A 23,785-nucleotide genomic window follows, 5' to 3' on the forward strand; every position below is an offset into this window, starting at 1 on the left:
TGTAAAGAGGCGGTATCGGTACTTTTGGGACACCCCTATCCCCCATTGGCAAGAATTAAAAAGGCAGGGCAGACTTTCGTCCGCCCTGCCCCGAAGCAGTCAGAAAGAACTTATTTGGAAGCCTTCTTGACAGCGATGGCGCCAGCGCCGGCGAGGGAAGCGATCGCGGCCATAACAGCCATGTTGATCATGTCGCTCGCACCGGTGCCCGGGTTGTTCTTGTCGGAGTTGGAGGAGCCGTTGTTCTGGCCCTCATCGTCCTTGTCGCTGGAGTCCGCTTCGGTCACAACAGTGCCGTCTTTGATCAGCTTGTTGGTGACAACGAAGGTGTCCAGCTTGTTGGTGCGGAAGGACAGGGTGCTCTCATCGCCGTCAAAGGTGGCGTTGAGTTTATAGAGCTTGCCATCCGCATAGCGGTAGGTGTACATCTTGTCGAAATCATCGACGATGTCCTCAACATCCAGCACGACACGGCCGGTTGCGGAGAAGCTCGGACGGCCCGGGAAGTTATAGAACTTGAAGTCCTGGTCGTCGAACTTGGAGAGGATCTCCTTGACGCCCGCGTTGTTCGAGAGCATGTTCTTGGTGGACTCATCGGTCACATTGACGGTGAATTCCCAATCGCTGCCCGCGAGGGTGACGTTCTTGTAGTTGTTGATCTTGGCGATCTTGTTGAACTGGGAAGCGGTGATGACCGGGCGGGAGTTGTCGATCTCGACGACGTCGCCTTCGTCCAGGCCGGTGACATAATCGTGCTCAGCCTCGTCATAACCGTACTGGAACTTCACTTCCTGGGAGAAGACGGACAGGTTGTTCGCCTTGCGGACCAGCTTGACGTTGTATTTGACGTCAACCGGCTTGGTCGGGGTCGCGTCTTTCGCCTCAACATAGAGGTAGTAAACGCCTTTGTAGTCATCGATCTCAAAGGTCTTCATGCCTTTGGTGGAAACCTTGGAGTAGCTGAACTTGTAGGTCTTGAGCAGCTCGTCGGAAACCGGGACGGTCTTGTCGCCGATCTTGACGGTTACCGGGAATTTGTACTCGGTGCCGGGCTCCAGGATATCGTCCAGGGTCGCGCCGGTGTCCTCGTCAGCGCCGAAGTAGAGCACGGAAGGCTCGGCGTTCGGATCAGCCTCCTCTTCGGAAGAGCTGCCTTCGGAAGAAGTGGGCTCGGAAGAGCTTTCCTGGGAAGAGCTGGACTCTTCGGAAGAAGACTCGGAAGAGGACTCTTCGCTCGAGGAGCTGGAGGATTCTTCGGAAGAAGAATCTTCGAGGGTAACGATGGAGTTGGTTTCGTTTTCGATGGAATTTACGTCATCAGCCAGAGCAGTCACGCCGACAGACATGGCGGCGGAAGCGGCGAGCAGTAATGCAAGCACTTTTTTCATGTGGTGTTTCCTCCTGAAAAATAAGTTTTGGTTCGGCGGCCTTACGAGCGGCACGCTTGGAACGAGTCTCAGTATACGGGAGAGTCAACAGATTTTCAAGAGGTTTTTGTTACCAAATTGTAATAATTGTCGTATAATATACACAATAAACTTTCGTTTTATAAATCATAATATGTCAAATATGATAATTCCCAGATATCCACTCTCCTTTTGTCCAACTTCCGCTAATTTTCCTGTCAGCTTTGTGTTCCCTTCCCCTTTTCTTCCCATTTCGTTTTCCAATCCCCGTATTTGGGCTGCTTTTCCAGCACTCGACCTTTCTATATCCGTGGGACCCCCTAAGGGGTCTTCTTTTTGCACATCAAAAAAACACGCCCGGAATCTTCCGGGCGTGTTTTTTAATAATCCATTTTGAACGGCAAGCGGTTGTCCTGCGCATAAGCAGCCAAATCATAAAAAATTGAAAACGCATATTTCGCAAGCGACTGTGCGTCAAATTCAGTACAGGATTCACCGGCCGGAACAAGTTTTCCATCCACAATTTGCGCATCCTGTGGATATCCTTCGCTCTTTTGCCAGGAAACAATCGTTTCCCGGTCGGCCTGCCACATCCCCGCGTTGATTGCATCGAGCTCTCCCAGCAACCCGCCGATGGTACCGATCCGCGCGCTGTCGCCGCAGGGATCAGAATAGTCAAAAGTGATCGCCTGATCCAACGGAATCCACAGTTCCACTCCGGACAGCAGCGACCCGCCGCACTCTTTTGACGCGTGTGCCTTCTGGATGACCGGATCCTCATACCATTTCCAGCCCTTCACAACTGTCTGCGGCATCCGCTCCCCAAGCTGATAGCAGGCCGAACAGAGCACCAGACAGCCATATGCCTCCCAGTCGGGCTTGTTGGTACGATAAGCTTTTTCATTATCCTCGGTCCATGAAACAACCGGTTCCCCCAATGCCTGGGAAAGCCCCGCCACGACTCCGTCTCGCCAGCCGCACATCCCTTCAAGCACCTCTTCGGGAGTTGCCGCGTCCCCTCCGTCCTGTTCATCCGGTCGGATTGTCTGGAAGCCCCAGCCATTTTCTTCCGCAAACTGCTGCGCCTGGGTCTTCCAATTGTGGTTATAGTATCGGGTCAGGGTTCCCGCGTAGATATCCAGTCCCATAGGTCTCCTCCTCTTTAAAATGCAATTTTTAAACTGTCGCCATCCACCGAAACGCCCTTTGAGCGGGTGATCGGCAGCTTCTGCCGCTCGGAAAAACCAATTGTCTCTCCATCCCGCAGAGTGACATTCGATGAAAGCACATAATAGGACACATCGAACAGGAACCCGTACAGATCCGCGGGCGCGGCCCTGCTGCCAAGGACCTCGATTTCGTCTTTGCCAAAGGCTGTCATCCCGTAGGTGTAACCGTTCATCCCGCCCTCGCTTGGATAGATGCCGAAATAGATCCAGTCAAGCACCGGCAGCTCATCCGGGCCGTTTTTCATCTCCTGCGCGGCGGCGCAATAGGCATCCGCCTGGAATACCGTCCCGCTGGTGTAGACGCCGATCGCCCCCGGCTGCCGCGATGCGGCGTCGCAGAGCTTCACCAGCAGCTTTCCCGCTTCGATCGCGCTTTTTTCACCCGGAAGTACCGCCGTCATAATATGCGCCCGATGCTTTTTGACCTCCGCCGCTCCGTCCTTCCACAGAAAGTTGTTCGCGGCGTTGCGTTCCGCTTCACCGTCCGGAATCGGAGCGCAAATCAGGCTCATTGCCGCCATCATGCCATCCACATCAAAGGCCAGGGTGGTCCTGTCCTCCGATGAAGCGGATTTGTCCTCTTTTGGGAAGCGGATACTCCATTCGTTTTCCAGATCCGCGCAGAGCTTTTCAAAATCCCACGCGGTATTCCCGAGCAGGACAAACCCCACGAACGGCCCGGTTTTATCCGCGCCGTCCCGCTGCGCCTCCGGGTCATTTTCCGCGTCCGGGCAGGTCCCGCGGCGTTCCGATTCCTCTTGGGCCCGCTGCATCCAGTATTCGCGGATCATCTCGACCATTGCGGCGGCCTTCTCCTGGGCATCTGCCGGGTCGTAAGGCTCCATCTCACTGAACACGTGGCCGCAGTGCTCGGTTTCGCCCGGTTCATATCCGCCGCAGACCCCCAACAGCCATCTGCCCAGCAGGCTTTTCTTATATTTGAAAATATAGTAGTGCATCTCATGCAGGTCGAACTCCCCCGCGCATTCTATCTTTGCGGGTCTACGGCCAAGCTCATGTTTGTCCGCAAGCCATTCAGTCATCGCCCGCTGCGCTGCAATTCGCTGTCCTTCCATCCTTCGGCTCCTTTCGGTGGTATCCACCCTTGCAAAATACGCACTGCATAAACAGCTGCGTGTTTTGTCATTCTAACACAGACCCGCTATTTTTGCAAAAATTCCCTTTGATCATTTTCCTTCATCTGCAAATGCTAAAACCGAGGTGATGAATATGGGTTCCGAAAAATCCATGCAGGAAGGGGCAAACCAGCCCCGGCAGCAATACACGCTTTCGCCCGCGGACATCAAGCTGCTTTCCGCGCGGTTCGGGCATTCGCAGACCTATCCAAACAGTGTGGTTGGCCTCACGAGCGAACAGATGCGCCAGCTGGCTGAACATTTTACACCGTAAGCAAAACGACGGTTTCGCTTTGCCTTTAAAGTTTCTTCACACATTCTTCTCAGAATGTTTTGATAACCATTAAATCTGTGTCATATCTTTCCTTTATACTTTAAACATCTTAGAAAGCCGCCCTGACTGATGGTCGGAATACCGGATTGGCCAGCGGCGGGACAAACAGCTATCCTCCTCTGGAGGTTTCTATATTTTTTCTTTTTCATCTTTTCTTCTCTTTTTCATTATCCTTCTTTATTTCTTATCCCTCCTTTTAAACAGAGTGCGGCATCTGCCGCGCTCTTTCTTTTTATCGGGATTCCTAAAAAAAGCCTACGCCGGGATAACGGGCCGGAAAGCGGCCACAATAAATCCGGAAAGAATCAAAACGTCAGGCGGTGAAACGGTGGAACAGGAAAAGCTGCAGGAAATTTTGGAGCGCTACGCAAAAATACGCGACACCGGCGGGCAGGAGCTCATCGTGGCGCTGCTTCGTGAAATCCAGGACGCGGAAGGCTATATTCCGGATTCGCTCCATGCGCAGGCTGCCCGGGCAATGCAGGTCTCCCCTGCTGTAATCACGGCGCTTATAAAGCGAATTCCCGGATTCAAAAGCGCGCCCTCCAAATACGCCATCACTGTCTGTACCGGGCCGCGCTGCGCGGCCAAGGGTTCCCGTGAAATCCTGCGCGCCTTTGAAACAATCCTGCATATCCGCGCCGGACAAGCCACATCGGATGGCCTCATCAGCCTGGAAACGCAGAATTGTTTCAAAAAGTGCGGCAGCGCTCCGAACGTCCGGTGCGGCCACACCATCTATACCAGTTTCTCCCCGGATCAGGCGGCTTATCTGATCGCAAAACTGCGGGACAGGCAGCCGGACCGGAACACCTGACAATCCCACAGGAGGTATCCAAATGAGTAAAATCAGTAAAGTGCATGCCCGGCAGATCATCGACAGCCGCGGCAATCCAACCGTTGAAGCGGAAGTGACGCTGGAGGACGGTTCCCGCGGGATGGCGGCCGTACCGAGCGGAGCTTCGACCGGAAAATTTGAAGCGCTCGAGCTGCGCGACAACGACAAGAGCGCCTATCTGGGACGCGGCGTCCTTCGCGCAGTAGAGAATGTAAACACCCGTATCGCATCCGCGGCAGCCGGGATGGACGCTGCGGATTTTGTGGCGGTTGACGAGGCGATGCTTGAACTCGACGGCACTGAAAACAAACACAGCCTCGGCGCGAACGCGATCCTCGCGGTGAGCCTTGCCGCAGCAAAAGCAGCCGCCGCATCGCAGCCCGCGCCGCTTTTCCGCTTTCTTGGCGGTGAAGATGCTGTCACACTTCCGGTTCCGATGATGAATATTTTAAACGGCGGCGCACACGCTTCCAACAATATCGATATCCAGGAATTCATGATCATGCCGGCCGGCGCCAAATCCTTCTCCGAGGGTCTGCGCTGGTGTGCGGAAATTTATCACACGCTGGCGCGGCTTTTGAAGGAAAAGGGGCTTTCCACCGCTGTTGGGGACGAAGGTGGATTCGCCCCCGACCTTGCGGGCAACGAAGCCGCGCTCGATTTTATCCTGCAGGCAATCGGGCAGGCCGGTTACCGGCCGGGGGAGGATATCCTGCTCGCAATCGACGCTGCCGCCAGCGAATGGGCGGTGGAGGGCGGCTACTGCCAGCCAAAGAGCAAACGCGCTTTTACAACCGGCGAACTGATCCAATACTGGGCCCAGCTTACCGAACGATACCCCATTGTTTCGCTGGAGGATCCGCTCGGGGAGGAAGACTGGGCAGGCTGGAAGGAGCTGACCAAGCAGATTGGCAGCCGGGTCCAGCTGGTTGGGGACGACCTTTTTGTCACCAATGCCGCACGCCTCTCCCACGGCATCCGCAACGGCTGCGCAAATGCCATCCTGATTAAACTCAACCAGATCGGCTCCCTTTCCGAAACGCTGGAAACGATCCGCATCGCGCACGAAGCAGGCTATGCTGCGATCGTTTCCCATCGTTCCGGTGAAACCGAGGACACCACCATCGCGGATCTCGCAGTCGCGGTAAACGCGGGCCAGATCAAGACCGGCGCTCCCTGCCGCAGCGAGCGAGCCGCGAAATATAACCGTCTGCTGCGCATTGAGGAGCGCCTTTCCCAATCGGCTGTCTATCCGGGCCGGGCCTGTTTCAAATTTGGATAAGCTCTCGCTGGCGGGCCGGTAAATCCGGCCCGCTTTTTGTCAGGATCCCAAATTTGAGGGATGCTTGAGGATTCCACTCCATCCAAACTTTCCCGGCTCCTTTTCTTTATGATATAATGGTTTTGTGTAATACGGACCATAATAGCTTCGTGTGATGCGATCTGCGCCGGGCGTTTCAGCCCCGGTTTAACATACGAAAAAGGGGAGTCATAATGTACCGGGTTCTGATGGTGGACGATGATCCTTCCATTCTGGAGGTCAACCGGAAATACTTTAATTCCAAGGGGTACGATGTCTGCTGCGCGGCAAACGCGCGCGACGCCTTTGCGATCACCCGGACCGCGCAGCTCGACTGTATTGTGCTGGACGTCGATCTGCCTGATCTGGACGGGTTTGAACTTTGCGACCGCATCCGGGAAATCAGCGATCTGCCGATCATTTTCCTCTCCGCCTATACGCAGCAGCAAAGCCGCGTACGCGGGCTTTCTGTCGGTGGGGACGACTATATCTGCAAGCCGTACGATCTTGAGGAACTTGAATTGCGCTGCCGTATCCGCATCCAGCGCAGGCTCGGCGTGGAGGACAAGCAGGTGATGCAGTTTCCCGGGCTTACGATTGATATCGGCCGCCGGATCGCTTTCTGTGGCGATCAGCAGGCAAGACTCACCTCATTAGAGTTCGACATTCTGGCCTTTTTGGCCAAACATCCCGGCCAGGTATTCTCATATGAGCAGATCTATGACCGGGTATGGCGCGCACCAATCAACAGCAGCCTGCACAGCCTGCATGTCTACATGTCCAAAATCCGACAGAACATTTCCATACTCTGCCCGGAATATGAGTATATCCGCACGGTGCGCGGCAAAGGCTATGCGTTTACCCCGCCCAAGGAGGAACCATGATTTGTCGCCGGGAGCATCTTTTTTCCCGGGCGGCATTGGTTGGAGCGCTTCTAGCAGCTTTGCTGTTCTTTTTTTGCGTTTTTCAGCTCGACAACAAATATTCCGAATCCGGTCCACAGGGGGAAAACGGCGTATTCCCCTACTGCGCGGGCCAACTGAGTGAACAGCCCGCCTTTTTGATTGACGGCTGGGAGGTCTGCGCCGGGATCATCCTGCCCGAAGACTTTATAAAACAGGATGTCCAGACGGTTTCCATCGGGCAGTATTCGGATTTTTCCTTTCTGACCGGGTTCCCCTACGGCACGGCGACCTACCGGATCACACTGCGAAACATTGGGGACGCACAAACCATGACCGTTTATCTGCCGGAAGTTTTCTGCGCCGCCAAGGTTTATGTTGACCGCAAGCTGGCTGCACAATCCGGCTCTTTTTCACCTTACCGTCCGTTGGCAAGAGATTTGACCGTTACATTCCCGGCGGATGGAGACACCGAACTGGTTGTACAGGTTGCCAACTACACCCATTACCATGGCGGGCTTTTTTTTATCCCGATGCTCGGCTCACCGGATGTGGTTACCAGAATGGCCGCTATCCGGCTGGCCTTCTATGCCATGCTCTGTTTCGGTTTGCTGGCGGTTTCGCTCTTTTCTACCGCGGTGTGGGTCCTCTTCCGCCATGACCAGCCCACCTTTTGGCTGGGAGCGCTCAGCTTCGCGTATACGCTGACCGTTTCATATCCCTTTCTGCAGCTGGCACGCGTCCCTGTCGTCCGGATGCGTTATGCGCTCGAGGACGCCGCAGCTTCGGCCATGATCTTTTGCGCGGTCTGTTTTGTATCGATCCTGTCGGATGTCTGCCAGAAAAAATTCTACAGGACGTTGGTTCTGCCGGTCTGCGGCGGCTTCCTGCTTATGAGTGCAGTCGCGCCGTTATGGGTGCTGCCGCATCTCCCAGGATTCCTTCCATTCTATGATGCGCTCATCACTTTTTACGAGCTGACCGCTGCCGCCTATCTGGTGATATGCGCATTCCGGGCGGAATGTACCGGGCGGCTTCTCATGCTGACCGGCAGCGTCTTTTTCGGAACTACCCTTTTCTGCGCGGCTCTGAGCGCCGGCATCTATGAGCCGGCACAGTTTGCCTGGCCGCGCGAATACGGCGGATTTGTACTGGTCCTGATCTTCGGTATACTGATGGTGCGCCGGAACCGGCAAATTTTCCTGGAAAATGAACGGCTGACCAGCCATCTTCAGGAGGAGGTCGCTCACAAAACCCAAGGGCTTTCCACCCTGCTTGCCGAACGCAAGCAGTTTCTCTCTGACGTCACGCATGATCTGAAAATACCAATCACCTCGGTGCGCAATTATATACGGATGATCGAGCTCAGCGGCGCGCCGGTCGACGGCAAAATTCGAAGCAGCCTCGATGCGATCAGCATCAAATTTGAAGATATGAATACACGGATTGGGGATCTCCAGCGATTCACCGCGGAAGATGAAGCGCCGCTCGAAATGCGCCCGATATGCCTGAATGAGCTGCTTGCCGATTATCATCGGCTGAACAGGCCCGATGTGGAGGTAACTGGAGCGGATTTTCTGCTGCACCTGCCGGTCCGGCAATATTTTATCCGTGGCGACCGCGACCGGCTCTGCCGGCTGCTGGAAAATCTGGTCTACAATGCCGTCAGCTTTGTCGGCGAAGGCGATTCCATTTCCCTTTCACTGGAAGGCAGCCGGACAACGGCGGTTATCAAGATTTCGGATACCGGCCCAGGTATTCCTGAATCGGCCCTCCCGAACCTGTTCAAGCGGTTTTACAGCACCCGGCCGGAAGGCGGCGGCCGCGGGCTTGGACTTTTCATTGCAAAGTCGATTGCGCTCGAACATGGCGGGGACATTTCCGTAACCTCCACAGAAGGCAAAGGCACTACATTCTCAATCTGTTTTCCTCTGGAACCTGACCGGTGACAAAAAAGCCGGCGTGCTTAGAGCACGCCGGCTTTTCGTTTATTTGTGTCCTGTCCACAGCTTTTTCAGGCCGGCACGCAGTGCCGGACAGTTGACCGCAACAGCCACGCCGCAGATCAGCAACAGGAGAACCGCCGTCCCACCCACAGTGTCCCTAGCCTGCTCTTCCCTGGACAAACCCGGCGCTTGCGCTCCGGTTTGCACCGCTTCCGTTTCATCCGGCATGGAATCCGCAGGCACGGAGCGGGCCTGTTCCGGATCAACGGATCGCGGCTCATCGGACGCGCGCAGATCCGAAACAGACGGCCCGGCTCCACCTGCCGCGGCCGCGATGACAATATCCTGCGCGTACATCGGAAATGCCGTCCCCATCACCTGCAGGACTGCAAAGACAGCCATGAAAAAAGCTACCGGCCGAATGCGGTGCATCGGGTTTCCTCCCAACCAAAATTGTTTTCTTGGTCCTGCGCGGTGTTGGCTCCAACTTTACGGCCGCACCAGAGCATTGATGGTACGGATACTTTTCAGGAAGCTTTCCCCATTCCCGCGCTTGATCCGCAGGCTGCTCACCAGTACACACCCAGCCGGAACCGATTCTCCGCCTTCCGGCGGGACAAAATTGAACGGCTGATGAATGACATACGGTTCCCCTTCGTAAGCACCGAGATACATCACAATGTGGCCGCGCATCTCCAGCAGAGCGCCCGCGGGCATACTGAGGATTTCCGCGGTCTTTTCCGCATCCGACAGCTCAGCGGCGGGGATGCGCCTGCCCGCGACCGCCGCCTGATTGTTTGCATTTCGGGGCAGATCGATTCCAAAACAGCGATAGACATCCAGCACATATCCGGAGCAGTCGCGGGCATTCCAAAGGTTGCTCCAGCCATAGCGCTCCCCAAGCAGCTTAAAGCAGAGCTCCACCAGATTGCGCTGGGTATATGGCAAAAAACCAACCGAAACATCCAGATTATATGGGACGCGCACCGGCGTGAGGATGAGCCCGCCGTCCGGCCCGCGCACCGGAAACTGCACCACGTGGCTGGTCACTGTTGAAAAGCCGTCGATTTCGGCAGGCTTTTTTGCAATAAGCGGCAGACGGGTCCCCATTGTCAATTCCCTGCGCGATACCGCCGGATTTTCCAGGCTGTAATCAAGCAAAACCCGATTTCCAGTAACTACCAGACAGTTTTGGGGATTTCCAAACGAAAGCCAGTCGTCCCGGCCGGTGAAAGCGATCTCCGAAGCGGCAACCCATCCGAGATAATTGTAAGCCTGGACCAGCAGCCATTCCTCATCGGTGGAAACATGCAGCACCGCCACGCGTTCGCCGGTTTTCAGCACAGTCTCGCAGTTGAGGTCAAAGTTCACGTCATCCTGCAGGTCATAGGAAACGTCATAGGTAGGCCAAGTTCGAAGCTGCGCCTCCCCGGTAACCACGCCCCAACGCACGGCATTCTGCTCCTGCACCGCGATTTCGTTCCGGTTTTGCATAAGGGCCGCGTAATATTCCGGGCCAAGCTGCCGGGAGCCGATATAGCGCGGCTCCTTTGGGATTTCATACGCCCGGATCCTGGCGAGCAGTTCGTCCCGCGTCAGGGTTTCGGGATATTTTTCCAGATTGGCGCAGGCTGTGTCCGGCGTCTGCGGGATCATCTGATTGAATTCCGCAATTTCCTGCGGGGTAAGCAGGACTTCATCCGGATTCGGTATCCTTGCAATCCAGAACGCAGGATCATTCATTTCCAGATAGGCATCCGCAAAAGTCTTTTCGCCCTGCACGCCGGGAGTCTGGCTCGGCTCGGAAGGAGAAACAGCCGCCTGCTGGGAACTGCCGGCGGATTCCGCCGGCTCGGACGGCTGAACGTCAGAATTTCCGGGAGAACATCCGCCTATCAGCAGCAGGGCGGCCATCAAAAGTGCCTGTCGTTTCATCCGGTACCTCCTCTTTTTCTGTATAGTTATTTTAATAATAACATATATGTTTTCTTTTTGCAGTTATCCCTCCCAACAAACCTTCCTTTTCTTGGAAAATGAGCAAATATTGAGAATCCGTCCAAACGAAAAGCCACTCCTGATACACCGGAAACTGTGCCCTCCGGAATGATATCCGGGATGATTGCAGAGGATTTTTATACTATTTTAACAAATAACGCTTCGTTTCTAAGTGCACATTAACGAACCATATGATATTCTAAAGCCACAAAGAAAAGATACCAACACCAATTAAAAAACAAAAGGAGTTATCATTATGGGAACTTATGTATTATACAGAATCTGCATGGCCATTTCGGTTGTCATCCTGACTGCGCTTGTTTTGAACGGCGCCAAGCTGATCCACAAGATCTATCGAAGCTATTTTCTCCAGCACACCACTGGGCCGAACCTGCCGGGTTCTTCTGAAAAACTTCCGGCTCACCGGGCCGCGTAAATCCCAAGCTTTTCCTCTTCATATCCTTTTCATGGGGCCCGCCGCCGTGCGGGTCCCTTTTTTCTGGCCATCAGCCGGCCGTGAGGAAAAGCAGCCAAAACCCCCGCCGGAAGATTCCCGGCGGGGGATAGGCCCGCATTTAAAACATCCGGTTTTTCAGGACGCCTGCCAGCGTAAACAGTAGGAACATCACAATGTTCGCAACCACGATGGTCGCGCCAGCGGGTGTGGAAAAAGCAAACGACCCAAGCATCCCGCCAAAAAAGCAGATTACCGAAACAGCGGCCGCGGTGACTACCACGCCTTTAAAACTGCGGCAGACACGCATGGCGGTGAGCGCGGGAAAAATGATGAGGCTTGATATGAGCATCGCGCCCATAATCCGCATACCAACCACGATGGTCACAGCGGTCAGCAAGGCGATCAGCATATTGTAGATCCTCGCGTTGGTGCCGGTGGCCTGCGCGAACGCCTCGTCAAAGGTCACCGCAAAAATCTTATTATAAAAGAGTACGAACAGCACCAGCACAAATGCCGAAAGCACCAGCGACAGGAACACATCCCCTTTGCTCATCGCAAGGATGCTGCCGAACAGATAGCCGTTTACATCGGCATTCATTCCGGAGGTGAGCGAGGTGACAATCACGCCGATTGCCAGCGCGCTCGAAGCGATAAGCCCGATGGCCGCGTCGCCCTTGATTTTACTCTGTTCGCTGAGGCGCAGAAGCAGGAATGCCGCAAGGATCACCACCGGCGTGGAAACGGCCAGTGGTGCGACATTCAACGCCATCGCAACCGACAGCGCGCCAAAGCCCACATGCGAAAGCCCATCCCCAATCATCGAATAGCGCTTGAGGACTAAGCTCACCCCCAGCAGCGCCGCACAAAGCGCGACCAGTGTGCCCACGATGACCGCGCGGGTAAGAAAACCATACGAAAAAAGTCCGCGGACCAGCTCAATCATGGCAGTCACCTCCCAGAAAACGGCGGCAGATGTCGCTCTTCAGATACTCCGCGGACGATCCGTAGAACCGGACTGTCGTATCCATGTGCAGGATCTTGCCCGCATTATGGACCGAACAGTTGATGTCATGCGAAACCATGATAACCGTCACGCCATCCTGGTTGAGGGCGCGCAGCAGCGTGTACATATCCGCCGTCACAACCGGGTCGAGCCCGGTGACCGGCTCGTCAAGCAGCAGCAGCTTCTCGGTCGCGCAAAGCGCCCGTGCCAAAAGCACCCGCTGCTGCTGGCCGCCCGAAAGGTCGCGGTAAGATTTTCGGCTAAGGCCGCCGATCCCAAGCCGCTCGATGTTCTGCGCCGCAATTCTGCGTTCCTTCTCGGAATAAAACGGGCGCAGACCCCGCCGGTTGAGGCATCCGGACAGCACAACCTCCCGGACCGAAGCCGGAAAGTCCCGCTGGACGACCGTCTGCTGCGGCAGATAGCCGATCCGATCGCGGGTAAGCCCGCCGCCAAAGGTGATCGTTCCGGCACTGGGCTGCATCAGGCCGAGCAGCCCTTTGAGCAGGGTGCTTTTTCCGGACCCGTTTTCACCAACAATACAGACGTAGTCGCCTTCCTCGATATCAAAACTGACATTTTCGACCGCCAACTGGTTTTCATAGCGCATGCTGACGTTTTTACAGGAGATGAGCGTCATCCGTTGAGTCCCTCCTTCAGGTTTTCGGCATTCTGCCGCATCAGCGACAGATAAGTAGCGCCTTCCCGCAGTTCATCCCGCGACACATTGTGGCAGGAATGCAGAAGCAGCATCTTTGCGCCTGTTTCCTCGGAAATGGCCCGCGCCACTTTCGGGTCGGTCAGTTCCTCGTAGTAAATGACCGGAATCCGCTCCCTTCCAATCGTGTCAATGATCCGCGCCAGTACCTGCGCGCTCGGTTCAGTCTCATGAGAACAGGAATCGAACGCCGCCGTGTAGTCAAGCCCATACCGCTCGGCAAAATAATGCAGCGCGAACCGCCCGCCAAAGACGATCTCCCTGCGTTTTCCATGAGAAACAATTTCGGAAAATTCCCGGTCGAGCGCTGCAAGAGCTTCAAGATAGTCCCGTTCGTTCCCGCGGTAAAAGGCTTCGCCTTCCGGGTCCGCCGCGCAGAGCGCATCCGCGAGGTTTTGCACCATCTGCCGCGCGTTCACCGGGTCGGTCCAGATGTGCGGATCATATCCGCCGTGCCCATGATCCGCGTGGGCGGCATGCTCCGTCTCGGTTTCGCCCGCGTGGTCATGGTCCTCCGGGTCGAGCACGATGCCCGTGGAAATGTCGAGCACATCGCCGCCCATCTCCACACCGTCCAAAATATTCTGCGCCCACGGTTCCATATACTGCCCGGTGTATACGAACAGGTCCGCGTTTGCGATTTTGATGATATCAGCCGGCGTCGGTTCATAAGAATGACTCTCCACGCCAGGGGGAAGCAGCAACGTGACTTCCGCCCGTTCCCCGGCAAGCTGCCGGGCAAAATCGTACTGCGGAAACAGGGTTGTCACGATCCTCAGCCGTCCGGCCACCGGTTCTTCCGGAGCCGCGCATCCGGCGGCGGATGCCGCCAGCGCGGCTGAAAGCAGCGCTGCGCAAATTTTTTTCAAGAACTGCATGATCTACCTCTTAAGCTTTTTGTGCGCAGGACTCACAGAACCCATAAAGCACCGTCTTTGTGTTATCAATGGTGAAATGATGATGCTCCAGAACATGCCGCGCGACCTCGTCGAGATAGTCGCACTCAACATGGATGAGCCTGCCGCATCCGATGCATTTGAGATGGAAATGTTCCCGGCAGGCTGTGCCTTCCCCGGCATACTGGTAGCAGGCCCCCACGCCTTCTTCCAAAAAGTACCTGCGCACCGCGCCCTGCACGACCAGCCGGTCGAGGCAGCGGTAGACGGTGGAGCGCCCGACCGGTGAACCCTGTCCACGCAGGTAATCCACCACCTCGTCGACGCTCAAATGCCGTTCACGATTGGCTACCAAAAACTGTTCTATCAATTCCCGCTGCCGTGTCCGGTATCCGCCTGAGCCTTCCATAGCGCTCCCTCCAATTTGAATTTGAATTTCAATTTCAAATTTTACGCGCAGTTTTTCACTTTGTCAAGCGGATTCTGCACTTTTCCCACGTGGAATATACATTTTCCCCAAATGAAAACGGGCCCACAAGCTTTGTGGGCCCGCTGAAGGGGCTGCCGCATAGGAAAAATTATGCTTTTCCGGCGTCGGAAACAGCTTCCCGCGCCGCTTCCAAGATTTCCTTTTTCACCTGCGGATCGATCCTGCGCGGGATCGGCTGCGGCATCGCCACATAAAATCCCTGCAGGTAATCCACGCCGCTGCGCACCAGCGTCTCCATCTCGGCATGGGTCTCGACCCCTTCCGCAATCACCTTGATCCCACGCGCTTTGGAATAGGAGATGAGGTTTTGCAGGATATTCTGACGGTTTACGTCACTGTCAATGTTGCGCACGATCGAGATATCGATTTTTACAAAATCCGGGCTGATCGAAAGCAGCGCCACATCACTGTTATAGCCGGTTCCAAAATCATCCAGCGCGATCTTGGCATACCAGCGCCGGGCCATCTCCCGTTTGCAGCGGGTGCAATCCTCTCCGGATTTCTCCTCTTCGGTGAACTCCACGACCACACGCGGCAGCATCGGCGCGTATTTGTCCTGCACCGTTTTGATATCCGTCTCGTTGAGGATCTGGTTCGCGATCGAGTTGATAAACAGACAGGTTTTCGGGTCGACACAGGTAAGCTTGCTGAAGCATTCCAGGCTTTTGCGCCATGTGAGCCGTTCGATACTGTAAAGCTTCGATTGGCTTTTTGCAAGCGCCAGAATTTCCAATGGGGATTTGATGGTCGGCAGAGTCGACCGCATCAGCGCCTCGTAACCAAAAATCTCACCGTTTCTCGCGTCGACAATCGGTTGGAAATGATAGGTCACTAGCTCTCCGTCAATCAGGCGGTTGAGCTCCTCCTTGTTGTGCAGCAGATAGGAATCGCGGTTGTAGCTCTCCATGTCAAACTCGTTGAATTCGCCCTTGGTGGTGTTCTTGACCTTATACATGGCAAAGTCCGCATATTTGATCAGCATCTCGTACGAACCGGAATCGTCCGGATACCAGGCAATCCCTGCGGATGCGCGCACCCTGAATACTTCATTGTCCGGCAGCGGGAACTCGGTGGACTGAATGCCGTTATGAATCCCCGCGATCACTCCGCGGACTTCTTCACGGGAATGGTATCCATATAGGAACACATAGAATTCGTCGCCCGACATGCGCGAAACCAGCGCATGGTATGGGGTGTGGCGTTTGAGGGCATTGGCCATACAGCGGATGTATTCGTCACCGTAATCGTGCCCATAACTGTCGTTGATGAATTTGAGGTTATCCAGGTCGAGCATGATCAGCGCGCCGATCCCCAGTTCCTGCGGATTTTCAAAGTGCTTGGACAGCTCGGTGGTAAAAGCGCGGCGATTGAGCAGGTTGGTCAACAGGTCATAGTCGCGTTCCCGTTCAATCTTGCGCCGTTCGAGCACCTCCTGGGTGATGTCGCTCACAACGCCCATGGCTTTTCCGTTTTCCTCAACGACCTTCAGGCGCACCCAATGCGTCCCTTTCACCTCATTATAAAGCCGCAGAATCCTCGTTTGTCCGCCATCCCGGCGTTCCTCCACCCGATCCCCCATTGCGGCTATCAGGTTCTGGAATTCTACAGAATCGATCGTGCCATCCTGCGCAAGCTCCGCCCGGATATCGAGCAGCACGAAAAAACGCTCCGTACAGTAAACCCGTCCAGTATCCGGCAGATACTCAAACGCTCCGATCGGGACGCCGGCTATATCAATAATTTGAGAAAGACGGTTTGCCGCCTGCACGACACGATCGCTGAGCGATTCGATCGCGCCGGCGAGCTCGTCGACTTCATAAATATTGATCTTTTCGAGCTGGAGCGGCTTCAGCGGATCGCTTTCCCGCACCTGCCGCACCATCCGGATGACCGGCCGCGCAAGCAGCAGACTGGCAAACCACGCGGCAAGCAGCCCAATCAGGAGCGAAATACCCCAAGTGCCCCAGACCGACCGCGCTACCCCATCCGAAAAGCCGAGCAGCTGTTTGCGCTCAAGGATCCCGATAAGCGCCCAGCGTTCATATTCAAACGGCGTGTTGCTGTTATAAAGGGTGAGGTACTGTACGCATCCGTAGACCGGCTGGTCAGTCCGTTCTGTGGGCAGCAGCTCGTAGCTGTTGCCATAAACCGGCGTCCTGGAGAAACCGACTGAAGGCTCTCCGCCGAACAGATGGGTAAAAGCCGGCCCCGTCGAGAGAACCACATCAAAATTCATATCCTGGCTGTCATCCAAACCGAGCAGATACATTCCCTTTTTATCCGCGTTGATCTCCTGGTAAGGAATCAGTGAACGCAGATAATCAAGGGTGATCTCCACTCCTATCACGCCGTAAATTCCCCCGGTTCCGCTGCGCAGCGGGATCGAATAGGTGATCACTTCGAGCCCGGTTTCATCCAGCCGGAAAGGCCCGCACCAATAGCCCAAGTCCTCCTCCCCAATATCCGGGTGCTTCATCGCAGCCTCAAACGGCTTATGGTAAAAGTCCCAATGCTTCTTGTCCTGCGGGTCAAACTGCATGTGCGCCTGCCATTTGGAATCAAGCGAAATGCCCAGTGCTTTTGTAACGCTTGGCGGCGCATATTCTATGAGCAGGTCTGAATTGTCCGCGAGGTAGGTGGTTGGGTCCATGTCACGAATATAAAGCGCGGTTTTCTGCAGCTTCCCCAGCGCGTCGTATTGGTCCTTTTTCCCTTCGAGAATCAGGAATGCGCCGGTCACGGAATTCTGCCGCATCAGGCCGATCAGCTGATCCGACGCGCCCAGCAGGATCTTGCTTTCCAGCGCGGAGTCCATCCCATGGTAATCCCCACTTCTGCGTTCTCCCGCAATGAACTCGGAAATCGTTCCGCGGATGGCATCCGCCGTCTGTCCCACATTTGACCAACGCTGCACCATTTCGTTTTCCAAGTAATTTTTCCGGTTGATCACCTGTTCGTTCAGGATGTCAAACGCATTATTGTTCAGTTTTTCGATGGTGCCGCCCCATAAAATGTTACCGGAAAAAAGCCCCGCCTGAACGATCATCGCAATCGCCATCGGAAGCAGAATTTTATTCATAATGGAATTCATCCGTTTGTGCGCTTTTTCCATATCATCCATCCACCCCGGAGACTTGTTTCCCCAATCGAGGCATGTCTTACGCGATTGCCTCCCGGACGGCGCTCACCATCTGCTCATACCAGTCTGTGAATTGCGCGTCGGTGGTAAACTCGGCCACGGCGTCCTCATGGGACACTCCCCCGGCAATTCTGTCCAGCACCCGCTGCCGGTCAGCATCCGCCTGTTTCTGCAGGCAGGTTTCCAATACATCCCGCGCGGCAGCCGAACCGCGGAACGCACGTTCGGCATACATTTCATGGGTATGCACCTCTTCAATTGCGACAGCAAAGGTCTTTTCAAGGGTTGGGGTGAACGCATCCCCTTCACTGTGCGCCATCAGAATCTTTTCCATATTGTTCGCCGCTTTTTTGACAGGGAGATATCCGGAGCTGACCGAGAAGCGGATATTGCGCTCCTCCTCGGTAAACCATTTCAGGAAGGTGACCGCGGCCAGCTCGGTCTGCGGATCGGACTTGATCACGGCCATCCCGGCGCCCTGCTGTACCGCGCTGGGCTTTGCGCCGTCAAAAATCGGGGCGGGCATCACGACCGCTTCGATCGGGTAGGATTCCGTATCGGAAAGGGTCACGGTATCCGGGAAGTAGAGCGAACCGGAAGTGGAACCCACTAGGGCAATAATATCTCCGGTTTTAGCGTCGTCCGAGCGAAAGCGTCCATAAGCGCCGAACCAGCCATTGATATAGGGAACGTAATAGTTGTCCCACAAGCGTCGGAAAGCAGCTTCATCCGGCTCAAAAACGACAGCGCCGTCCCTGGTTTCAAAAAGCGGATGACCGGCGGTCTGATAATATCCGATCACCATATAATTGGCCATCGCATCCCGGCCGAAAAATGCTCTGCCGTCGTTTTCAATCTCCGGAGTGAGGCCATCGGTCCAGTTGTAGTAGCTTTGCGCGGCGGCCACCACACCTTCGATTGTCGCAAGGGAATCGAGATCGGCCCCGGTTTCGGCAGCGAATTTATCCCAGTCGGTTTTATTGATCATCATGATTTCGGTGGACTTGGCGGTTGGGAAGATTTTCAGCGAACCGGACGCGTCGAAACGGCCTTCCGCTATGTACCCCTCCACATACTCAGAGAGCTCCTCCGGCGTGATGTAGTCGTCCAGCGCGGCAACCAACCCCGCCTGGTCAAGGTCGTATACCGTGTCGCTGTAGGCGGCAAAGACATCCGGAACTTCTCCCGCTCCAACCTTTTTGTCGGCCGCTTCGTGCACCTTGCGGAACAGATCGTTGACATTGCCTTGGCTGAATGCCTCCACAACGATCCCCTTCTCCTGGCCGACCGTTTCGTTGAACTCGGTGACCAGTTCGTCAAAAGCCATTTTCTGCGGGCCATTATAATAGTGCCAGATTTCGACCGACACCGGATCGTCCGGATTGAGTTCCTGCTGCTGTTGCGCAGCCGGAGCGCCCGAGCAGCCAACTGTCAGAACCGCCGTTGTCAAAAGAGCCGCCAGTAATTTTCCAAAACCGCTTCGTATCATTTCATTTCTCTCCAAACCTTACGGTATTTCGCTGCATAATTTCTTCTATTATACTTCCTTAAGATGCAAATAGCAACGGATGACTTCGATTTTGCCTTTTCCCAAGTCCGGTTATTTTTTTCTATAAAAAGAAACGTTTGTTGCAGCCCGTTTTCAGGTATATTTCACCATCAATATGTAAATTGCACAAATATTAAGAACCATCATCGTCTAAAATGGATTAAGTGCAAAGATATTTTATAAATTTCAAAAGAATATTTTATAGATTCCGGATGTGTTCCTGCCTATAATGATGACAGTGGGCCGAATGAGTTTGGGAGAACCGGTCCCACAGAAAAAAATGAAAAGAAAAATTTAGGAGGAATTTACCGATGAAAAAATCTCTGGCGCTTATCGTTGCGACCCTGATGGTTGCCACGCTGGCTGCTTGCGGTGGCAACAGCACTGCTCCGGCATCTTCTGCCGCACCTGCTTCGTCCGCTGCTCCCGCTTCGTCCGAAGCTGCTTCGTCTGAGGCCGCCTCTTCCGAAGCCGCCGCACCGGCAACCCTCGATGGGTCCGGCATCACCATCGGCGCCTGCATCTACAAATTCGACGACACCTTCATGACCGGCGTGCGCGGCAGCATGGATGATACCGCGAAAGCTCTGGGCGCAACCCTCGAGATTGTGGACTCCCAGAACAAACAGCCGACTCAGAATGACCAGGTCGATACCTACATCACCAAAGGTGTCAACGCCCTGGCAGTAAACCCGGTTGATCTGACCGCTGCCGGCCCGCTGGTTGACAAGGCGATGGCGGAAAACCTGCCGATCGTCTTCCTCAACCGCCAGCCCTCAGAGGACGATATGAACAAGTATGACAAAGCCTGGTACGTCGGCGCGCGCGCCGAGGAATCCGGCACCATGTCCGGCGAGATCATCGTCGACTACTTCAAGGCCAACCCGGACGCCGACAAAAATGGCGACGGTAAAATCCAGTATATCATGCTCCAGGGCGAACAGGGCCATCAGGATGCAACCCTGCGTTCCAAATATTCCATCGAGGCGATTCAGGCCGCCGGTTACGAAGTCGAGGATCTCGGCACCGATACCGCGAACTGGGATAAAGTTCAGGCGACCGACAAAATGAAAGCGTTCATCGCTTCCGCTGGCATCGACAAAATCGAAGCGGTCCTCGCGAACAACGACGACATGGCGCTCGGCGCGATCGAAGCGCTGAAAGCCGAAGGCTACAACACCGGCGATCCCGCGAAGTTCATTCCGGTCGTTGGCGTTGACGCGACCGCCCCGGCTCTGGAATCCATGAGCAAAGGCGAGCTGCTCGGCACCGTTCTCAACGACGCACAGAACCAGGGCAAGGCGACCATCAATGTGGCTGTTGCGGCTGCGCAGGGCCTCGAGATCAGCAAAGATACCGTTGGTTACGATGTCTCCGATGCGGATGGCAACGTGGTCGCGGGCGGCAAATACATCTGGGTCCCGTACGTTAAGGTCACCACCGAAAACTACAAGGACTTCATGTAATCCAAAAAAACATTTTTAAGCGGTAACCAAGGGCGGGGAACGCGAAAGCAAGCGCTTTCCGCGTTTCCCGCCCCTCTTTTTGGCAAAGATCCGGCAACCCCTTGTCCCGCCGCCGGACGGCGGCCAATTTTGAGGAAAGAAGGAGGACGGTAGTGTGGGCGAATATGTGCTGGAAATGAACAACATCACAAAAGTTTTCCCAGGCGTCAAGGCATTGGACGGCGTCACTTTAAAAGTGCGGCCGGGCACCGTGCATGCGCTGATGGGTGAAAACGGCGCCGGAAAATCTACCCTGATGAAGTGTCTCTTCGGCATCTATCACGAAGACGGCGGAGAGATCATTCTTGACGGCAAAAAGGAACTCATCAACACGTCAAAGCAGGCCCTGGATCTCGGGGTTTCGATGATCCATCAGGAGCTGCATCCCATCCGGTTCCGGCCGGTTATGGAAAACATCTGGCTCGGCCGGTTTCCAATGAAAGGGATCGCGGTCGACAAAAAGGAAATGATCCGCAAGACCAAAGAGCTCTTCGAGCAGGTTGACCTCGACATCAACCCGGAAATCATGGCAGGAGAGCTTTCTGCATCCACTTTACAGCTCGTTGAAATCGCACGGGCTGTCAGCTACAACTCGAAAATCATCATCATGGATGAGCCAACCTCATCCCTCACCGACAATGAAACCGAACATCTTTTCAAGATTATCAATAAACTGCGCAGCGAGGGGCGCGCGATCATCTACATCTCCCACAAGATGGAGGAGATCCTGCGCATCTCGGACGAAGTCACCATCATGCGCGACGGCCAATACGTCGGCACCTGGCCGGCAAGCGAGCTGACCACCGACCTCATTATCAACCGCATGGTCGGCCGCGACATGACCAACCGCTTCCCGCCCAAAACACATACCCCGGGCAAAGAAGTGGTGCTCAGCGTCCGCGACCTCTGTTCCCCGCTGCCAAAATCCTTCCAGCATGTCAATTTTGATCTGCACAAGGGTGAAATCCTCGGCATCGGCGGCCTGGTCGGCGCACAGCGCACCGAACTGGTCGAAGCGCTGTTCGGCCTGCGTGACATCGAATCCGGCACCGTGGAAAAGGACGGCCAGCCCTTCAAGGTGAAGTCGGTGCGCGACGCGAAGGAACACGGTATCGCCCTGCTCACCGAGGAACGGCGCGCGACCGGCGTGTTCGGCATCCTCTCGGTACTTGACAACACCGTTATCGCAAGCCAGAAGGATTATGCCAGCCACGGCGTGCTTAAACAGAAAAAACGCGCGGATGCCGCGCAGGATTCCTGCAAGCAGCTGAACGTAAAGACCCCTTCGCTTGAAACCCTCATGCAGAACCTCTCCGGCGGTAACCAGCAGAAAGTCCTGATTGCCCGCTGGCTGCTGACCCACCCGGATATCCTGATTCTGGACGAACCCACGCGCGGCATCGACGTCGGCGCAAAGTATGAAATCTATTCGATCATGCTCGAACTGATCGCACAGGGAAAATCGATCATTATGATCTCTTCCGAAATGCCGGAACTGCTCGGTATGGCGGACCGGGTCATGGTCATGTGCGAAGGACGGGTTTCGGGCTTCCTCGAACCGGATCAGTTCAATCAGGTGGAAGTCATGCGCCTGGCGACACAATTCATTAAATAAGGAAAGTGAGGCAATCGGAATGAACGAAAAAATTATCCCGCGCAGGACCTACTCCTTCGCGTTTATCATCGCTGGCATCGTAATTGCCGCAATCGGAATCGCTTTGAAAATCGCTGATATCACAGGCGGCGGCGCGCTGCGCCAGGTCATCTTCGACCTGCCGTGGCTTCTCATGGGAATCGGCCTGATCGTTGCGATCTACGGCGCGTTCCAGCTGCGCAACGCAGACCGGCTCGGTAAGGAAGTCGTCTTTTCCACCAAAACTGTCAAGGCCTTTCTCACCAACAACGCGATCATTCTCGCGCTGCTCATCCTGGTCATCGTCATCTGCTTTATTGAAACGCGCTTCATGCAGATCCGCGTTGTGCTTGATATCCTGACTCAGTCCTCCACCAAGCTGATCATCGCGCTCGGTATCTGCTTTACCCTTTTGATCGCCGGTACCGACCTTTCCGCCGGCCGCATGGTCGGCCTGGCCGCGGTCATCTCGACTTCGATGCTCCAGACAGTCGATTATGCGAACCGTTTCTATCCCGACCTGCCGCAGCTGCCGATTATCCTGCCGATCATCGCGGCAATCGTCGCCTGCATGCTCTTCGGAACCCTGAACGGCTTCCTCGTCGCGAAATATGATATGCACCCGTTCATTGCAACGCTGGCGGTACAGGTCATGATCTACGGCGCCTGCTCGCTCTACTTCGACATGGAGCCGAATAACTCCCAGCCGATCGGCGGCGTGCGTCCGGACTTTGCGATCATCGGCCAGAAAAAACTGCTCGAAGGCGCCTTTATGATCGACGGCAAACCCTTCCCCGGCGTTTCGATCCTGGTGCCGATCGCACTTATCATCTGTGTAATCATCTGGTTCGTCCTCAATAAGACCGTGTTTGGCAAGAACGTCTACGCAATCGGCGGCAACCGTGAAGCGGCGGTCGTTTCGGGCGTCAACGTCTTCAAAACCATCATGGGCATCTTCATCCTGGCCTCCTGCCTGTACGGCGTGGCAGGCGTGCTCGAAGGCGCGCGCACCGCGGGCGCTACCAACAACTACGGCAACGGTTATGAGCTCGACGCCATCGCGGCGTGCGTCGTCGGCGGCGTGTCCTTAAACGGAGGCGTCGGAAGGGTTGGCGGCATCGTGTCCGGCGTTCTGATCTTCTCAGTCATCCAGTACGGCCTGCAGTTTATCAACGTTTCCCCGATGTGGCAGCAGGTCATCAAAGGGATCATCATCGCGGTCGCGGTTGCGATCGATATGGGCAAATACCGCAAAAAATAAGGCTTGTTCACCCACGGGGGAAACCCTGTGGTTCCAGCACACCGGCGG

At 55.2% G+C, this 23,785-nt stretch carries 20 protein-coding genes; 9 read left to right on the forward strand and 11 right to left on the reverse strand.

Annotation, left to right across the window (positions count from 1 at the left end):
* Positions 1-110: 110 nt before the first annotated feature.
* The 3 genes from DWV16_RS15135 to DWV16_RS15145 all read right to left on the reverse strand — a co-directional run bounded on the left by DWV16_RS15135 (position 111) and on the right by DWV16_RS15145 (position 3,711).
* Positions 111-1,388: a hypothetical protein gene (locus DWV16_RS15135; RefSeq protein ID WP_118480052.1), complete on the reverse strand. Its 1,278-nt coding sequence runs from the start codon at positions 1,386-1,388 to the stop codon at positions 111-113.
* 398 nt (positions 1,389-1,786) lie between these two features.
* Positions 1,787-2,554: a hypothetical protein gene (locus DWV16_RS15140; RefSeq protein WP_118480054.1), complete on the reverse strand. Its 768-nt coding sequence runs from the start codon at positions 2,552-2,554 to the stop codon at positions 1,787-1,789.
* Positions 2,555-2,568: 14 nt separating this feature from the next.
* The gene (locus tag DWV16_RS15145) at positions 2,569-3,711 is read right to left on the reverse strand and encodes a DUF4261 domain-containing protein (RefSeq protein WP_118480056.1); all 1,143 of its coding nucleotides are present in this window, start codon (positions 3,709-3,711) and stop codon (positions 2,569-2,571) included.
* Between the two features lie 154 nt (positions 3,712-3,865).
* Between DWV16_RS15145 and DWV16_RS15150 the strand changes: the two genes are divergently transcribed.
* The 5 genes from DWV16_RS15150 (at position 3,866) to DWV16_RS15170 (ending at position 9,094) form a co-directional block, all read left to right on the forward strand.
* Positions 3,866-4,045 carry a hypothetical protein gene (locus DWV16_RS15150; protein ID WP_066454701.1) on the forward strand — a complete coding sequence of 60 codons (180 nt, stop codon included), beginning with the start codon at positions 3,866-3,868 and terminating at the stop codon, positions 4,043-4,045.
* A 388-nt stretch (positions 4,046-4,433) separates the two neighbouring features.
* Entirely contained in the window at positions 4,434-4,922 is a 489-nt protein-coding gene (locus DWV16_RS15155) for an NAD(P)H-dependent oxidoreductase subunit E (RefSeq protein ID WP_158572930.1), read from the forward strand.
* A 16-nt stretch (positions 4,923-4,938) separates the two neighbouring features.
* Positions 4,939-6,225 carry a phosphopyruvate hydratase gene (eno, locus tag DWV16_RS15160; protein WP_118480060.1) on the forward strand — a complete coding sequence of 429 codons (1,287 nt, stop codon included), beginning with the start codon at positions 4,939-4,941 and terminating at the stop codon, positions 6,223-6,225.
* A gap of 212 nt (positions 6,226-6,437) precedes the next feature.
* The gene (locus DWV16_RS15165) at positions 6,438-7,127 is read left to right on the forward strand and encodes a response regulator transcription factor (RefSeq protein ID WP_066454693.1); all 690 of its coding nucleotides are present in this window, start codon (positions 6,438-6,440) and stop codon (positions 7,125-7,127) included.
* A 59-nt stretch (positions 7,128-7,186) separates the two neighbouring features.
* A complete protein-coding gene (locus DWV16_RS15170; RefSeq protein WP_158572931.1) occupies positions 7,187-9,094 on the forward strand; it encodes a cell wall metabolism sensor histidine kinase WalK in 1,908 nt (635 codons plus the stop codon).
* Positions 9,095-9,133: 39 nt separating this feature from the next.
* Here DWV16_RS15170 and DWV16_RS15175 read toward each other — a convergent pair whose 3' ends face one another.
* Positions 9,134-9,523, reverse strand: coding sequence for a hypothetical protein (locus DWV16_RS15175; protein ID WP_066454687.1), 390 nt, complete (start codon positions 9,521-9,523; stop codon positions 9,134-9,136).
* A 57-nt stretch (positions 9,524-9,580) separates the two neighbouring features.
* Positions 9,581-11,026: an SH3 domain-containing protein gene (locus DWV16_RS15180; RefSeq protein ID WP_118480064.1), complete on the reverse strand. Its 1,446-nt coding sequence runs from the start codon at positions 11,024-11,026 to the stop codon at positions 9,581-9,583.
* A 316-nt stretch (positions 11,027-11,342) separates the two neighbouring features.
* On the opposite strand from DWV16_RS15180, the gene DWV16_RS15185 reads away from it, so the two are divergent.
* The gene (locus DWV16_RS15185; RefSeq protein ID WP_066454683.1) at positions 11,343-11,522 is read left to right on the forward strand and encodes a hypothetical protein; all 180 of its coding nucleotides are present in this window, start codon (positions 11,343-11,345) and stop codon (positions 11,520-11,522) included.
* Between the two features lie 139 nt (positions 11,523-11,661).
* On the opposite strand, the gene DWV16_RS15190 is transcribed toward DWV16_RS15185, so the two are convergent.
* The 6 genes from DWV16_RS15190 to DWV16_RS15215 all read right to left on the reverse strand — a co-directional run bounded on the left by DWV16_RS15190 (position 11,662) and on the right by DWV16_RS15215 (position 19,278).
* A complete protein-coding gene (locus tag DWV16_RS15190) occupies positions 11,662-12,486 on the reverse strand; it encodes a metal ABC transporter permease (RefSeq protein ID WP_066454680.1) in 825 nt (274 codons plus the stop codon).
* Positions 12,479-13,186 (reverse strand): metal ABC transporter ATP-binding protein, encoded by a 708-nt coding sequence (locus tag DWV16_RS15195; RefSeq protein WP_066454678.1) that lies wholly within the window; start codon positions 13,184-13,186, stop codon positions 12,479-12,481. The genes DWV16_RS15190 and DWV16_RS15195 overlap by 8 nt, the downstream gene beginning before the upstream one ends.
* A complete protein-coding gene (locus tag DWV16_RS15200) occupies positions 13,183-14,142 on the reverse strand; it encodes a metal ABC transporter substrate-binding protein (protein ID WP_207734339.1) in 960 nt (319 codons plus the stop codon). The genes DWV16_RS15195 and DWV16_RS15200 overlap by 4 nt, the downstream gene beginning before the upstream one ends.
* A 10-nt stretch (positions 14,143-14,152) precedes the next feature.
* Positions 14,153-14,569, reverse strand: coding sequence for a Fur family transcriptional regulator (locus DWV16_RS15205; protein WP_118480068.1), 417 nt, complete (start codon positions 14,567-14,569; stop codon positions 14,153-14,155).
* Positions 14,570-14,738: 169 nt separating this feature from the next.
* On the reverse strand, positions 14,739-17,729 hold the full coding sequence (locus DWV16_RS15210; RefSeq protein ID WP_158572932.1) for an EAL domain-containing protein: 2,991 nt from the start codon (positions 17,727-17,729) through the stop codon (positions 14,739-14,741).
* Between the two features lie 79 nt (positions 17,730-17,808).
* A complete protein-coding gene (locus DWV16_RS15215) occupies positions 17,809-19,278 on the reverse strand; it encodes an extracellular solute-binding protein (protein WP_118480072.1) in 1,470 nt (489 codons plus the stop codon).
* A 371-nt stretch (positions 19,279-19,649) separates the two neighbouring features.
* On the opposite strand from DWV16_RS15215, the gene DWV16_RS15220 reads away from it, so the two are divergent.
* The 3 genes from DWV16_RS15220 to mglC all read left to right on the forward strand — a co-directional run bounded on the left by DWV16_RS15220 (position 19,650) and on the right by mglC (position 23,737).
* Positions 19,650-20,804: a galactose ABC transporter substrate-binding protein gene (locus tag DWV16_RS15220; protein ID WP_066454662.1), complete on the forward strand. Its 1,155-nt coding sequence runs from the start codon at positions 19,650-19,652 to the stop codon at positions 20,802-20,804.
* Between the two features lie 154 nt (positions 20,805-20,958).
* Entirely contained in the window at positions 20,959-22,458 is a 1,500-nt protein-coding gene (locus DWV16_RS15225) for a sugar ABC transporter ATP-binding protein (protein ID WP_066454655.1), read from the forward strand.
* Between the two features lie 19 nt (positions 22,459-22,477).
* Positions 22,478-23,737 carry a galactose/methyl galactoside ABC transporter permease MglC gene (mglC, locus tag DWV16_RS15230; RefSeq protein WP_118480074.1) on the forward strand — a complete coding sequence of 420 codons (1,260 nt, stop codon included), beginning with the start codon at positions 22,478-22,480 and terminating at the stop codon, positions 23,735-23,737.
* Positions 23,738-23,785 lie beyond the last annotated feature (48 nt).

The sequence above is a fragment of the Anaerotruncus sp. AF02-27 genome (assembly GCF_003465835.1).
Classification (GTDB): Bacteria; Bacillota; Clostridia; order Oscillospirales; family Ruminococcaceae; genus Anaerotruncus; species Anaerotruncus rubiinfantis.

Coding starts and splice junctions, on each gene's coding strand:
- DWV16_RS15135 (WP_118480052.1), bottom strand. CDS start 1,388: ATGAAAAAAGTGCTTGCATTACTGCTCGCCGCTTCCGCCGCCATGTCT.
- DWV16_RS15140 (WP_118480054.1), bottom strand. CDS start 2,554: ATGGGACTGGATATCTACGCGGGAACCCTGACCCGATACTATAACCAC.
- DWV16_RS15145 (WP_118480056.1), bottom strand. CDS start 3,711: ATGGAAGGACAGCGAATTGCAGCGCAGCGGGCGATGACTGAATGGCTT.
- DWV16_RS15150 (WP_066454701.1), top strand. CDS start 3,866: ATGGGTTCCGAAAAATCCATGCAGGAAGGGGCAAACCAGCCCCGGCAG.
- DWV16_RS15165 (WP_066454693.1), top strand. CDS start 6,438: ATGTACCGGGTTCTGATGGTGGACGATGATCCTTCCATTCTGGAGGTC.
- DWV16_RS15175 (WP_066454687.1), bottom strand. CDS start 9,523: ATGCACCGCATTCGGCCGGTAGCTTTTTTCATGGCTGTCTTTGCAGTC.
- DWV16_RS15180 (WP_118480064.1), bottom strand. CDS start 11,026: ATGAAACGACAGGCACTTTTGATGGCCGCCCTGCTGCTGATAGGCGGA.
- DWV16_RS15185 (WP_066454683.1), top strand. CDS start 11,343: ATGGGAACTTATGTATTATACAGAATCTGCATGGCCATTTCGGTTGTC.
- DWV16_RS15190 (WP_066454680.1), bottom strand. CDS start 12,486: ATGATTGAGCTGGTCCGCGGACTTTTTTCGTATGGTTTTCTTACCCGC.
- DWV16_RS15195 (WP_066454678.1), bottom strand. CDS start 13,186: ATGACGCTCATCTCCTGTAAAAACGTCAGCATGCGCTATGAAAACCAG.
- DWV16_RS15200 (WP_207734339.1), bottom strand. CDS start 14,142: ATGCAGTTCTTGAAAAAAATTTGCGCAGCGCTGCTTTCAGCCGCGCTG.
- DWV16_RS15205 (WP_118480068.1), bottom strand. CDS start 14,569: ATGGAAGGCTCAGGCGGATACCGGACACGGCAGCGGGAATTGATAGAA.
- DWV16_RS15210 (WP_158572932.1), bottom strand. CDS start 17,729: ATGAATAAAATTCTGCTTCCGATGGCGATTGCGATGATCGTTCAGGCG.
- DWV16_RS15215 (WP_118480072.1), bottom strand. CDS start 19,278: ATGATACGAAGCGGTTTTGGAAAATTACTGGCGGCTCTTTTGACAACG.
- DWV16_RS15220 (WP_066454662.1), top strand. CDS start 19,650: ATGAAAAAATCTCTGGCGCTTATCGTTGCGACCCTGATGGTTGCCACG.
- mglC (WP_118480074.1), top strand. CDS start 22,478: ATGAACGAAAAAATTATCCCGCGCAGGACCTACTCCTTCGCGTTTATC.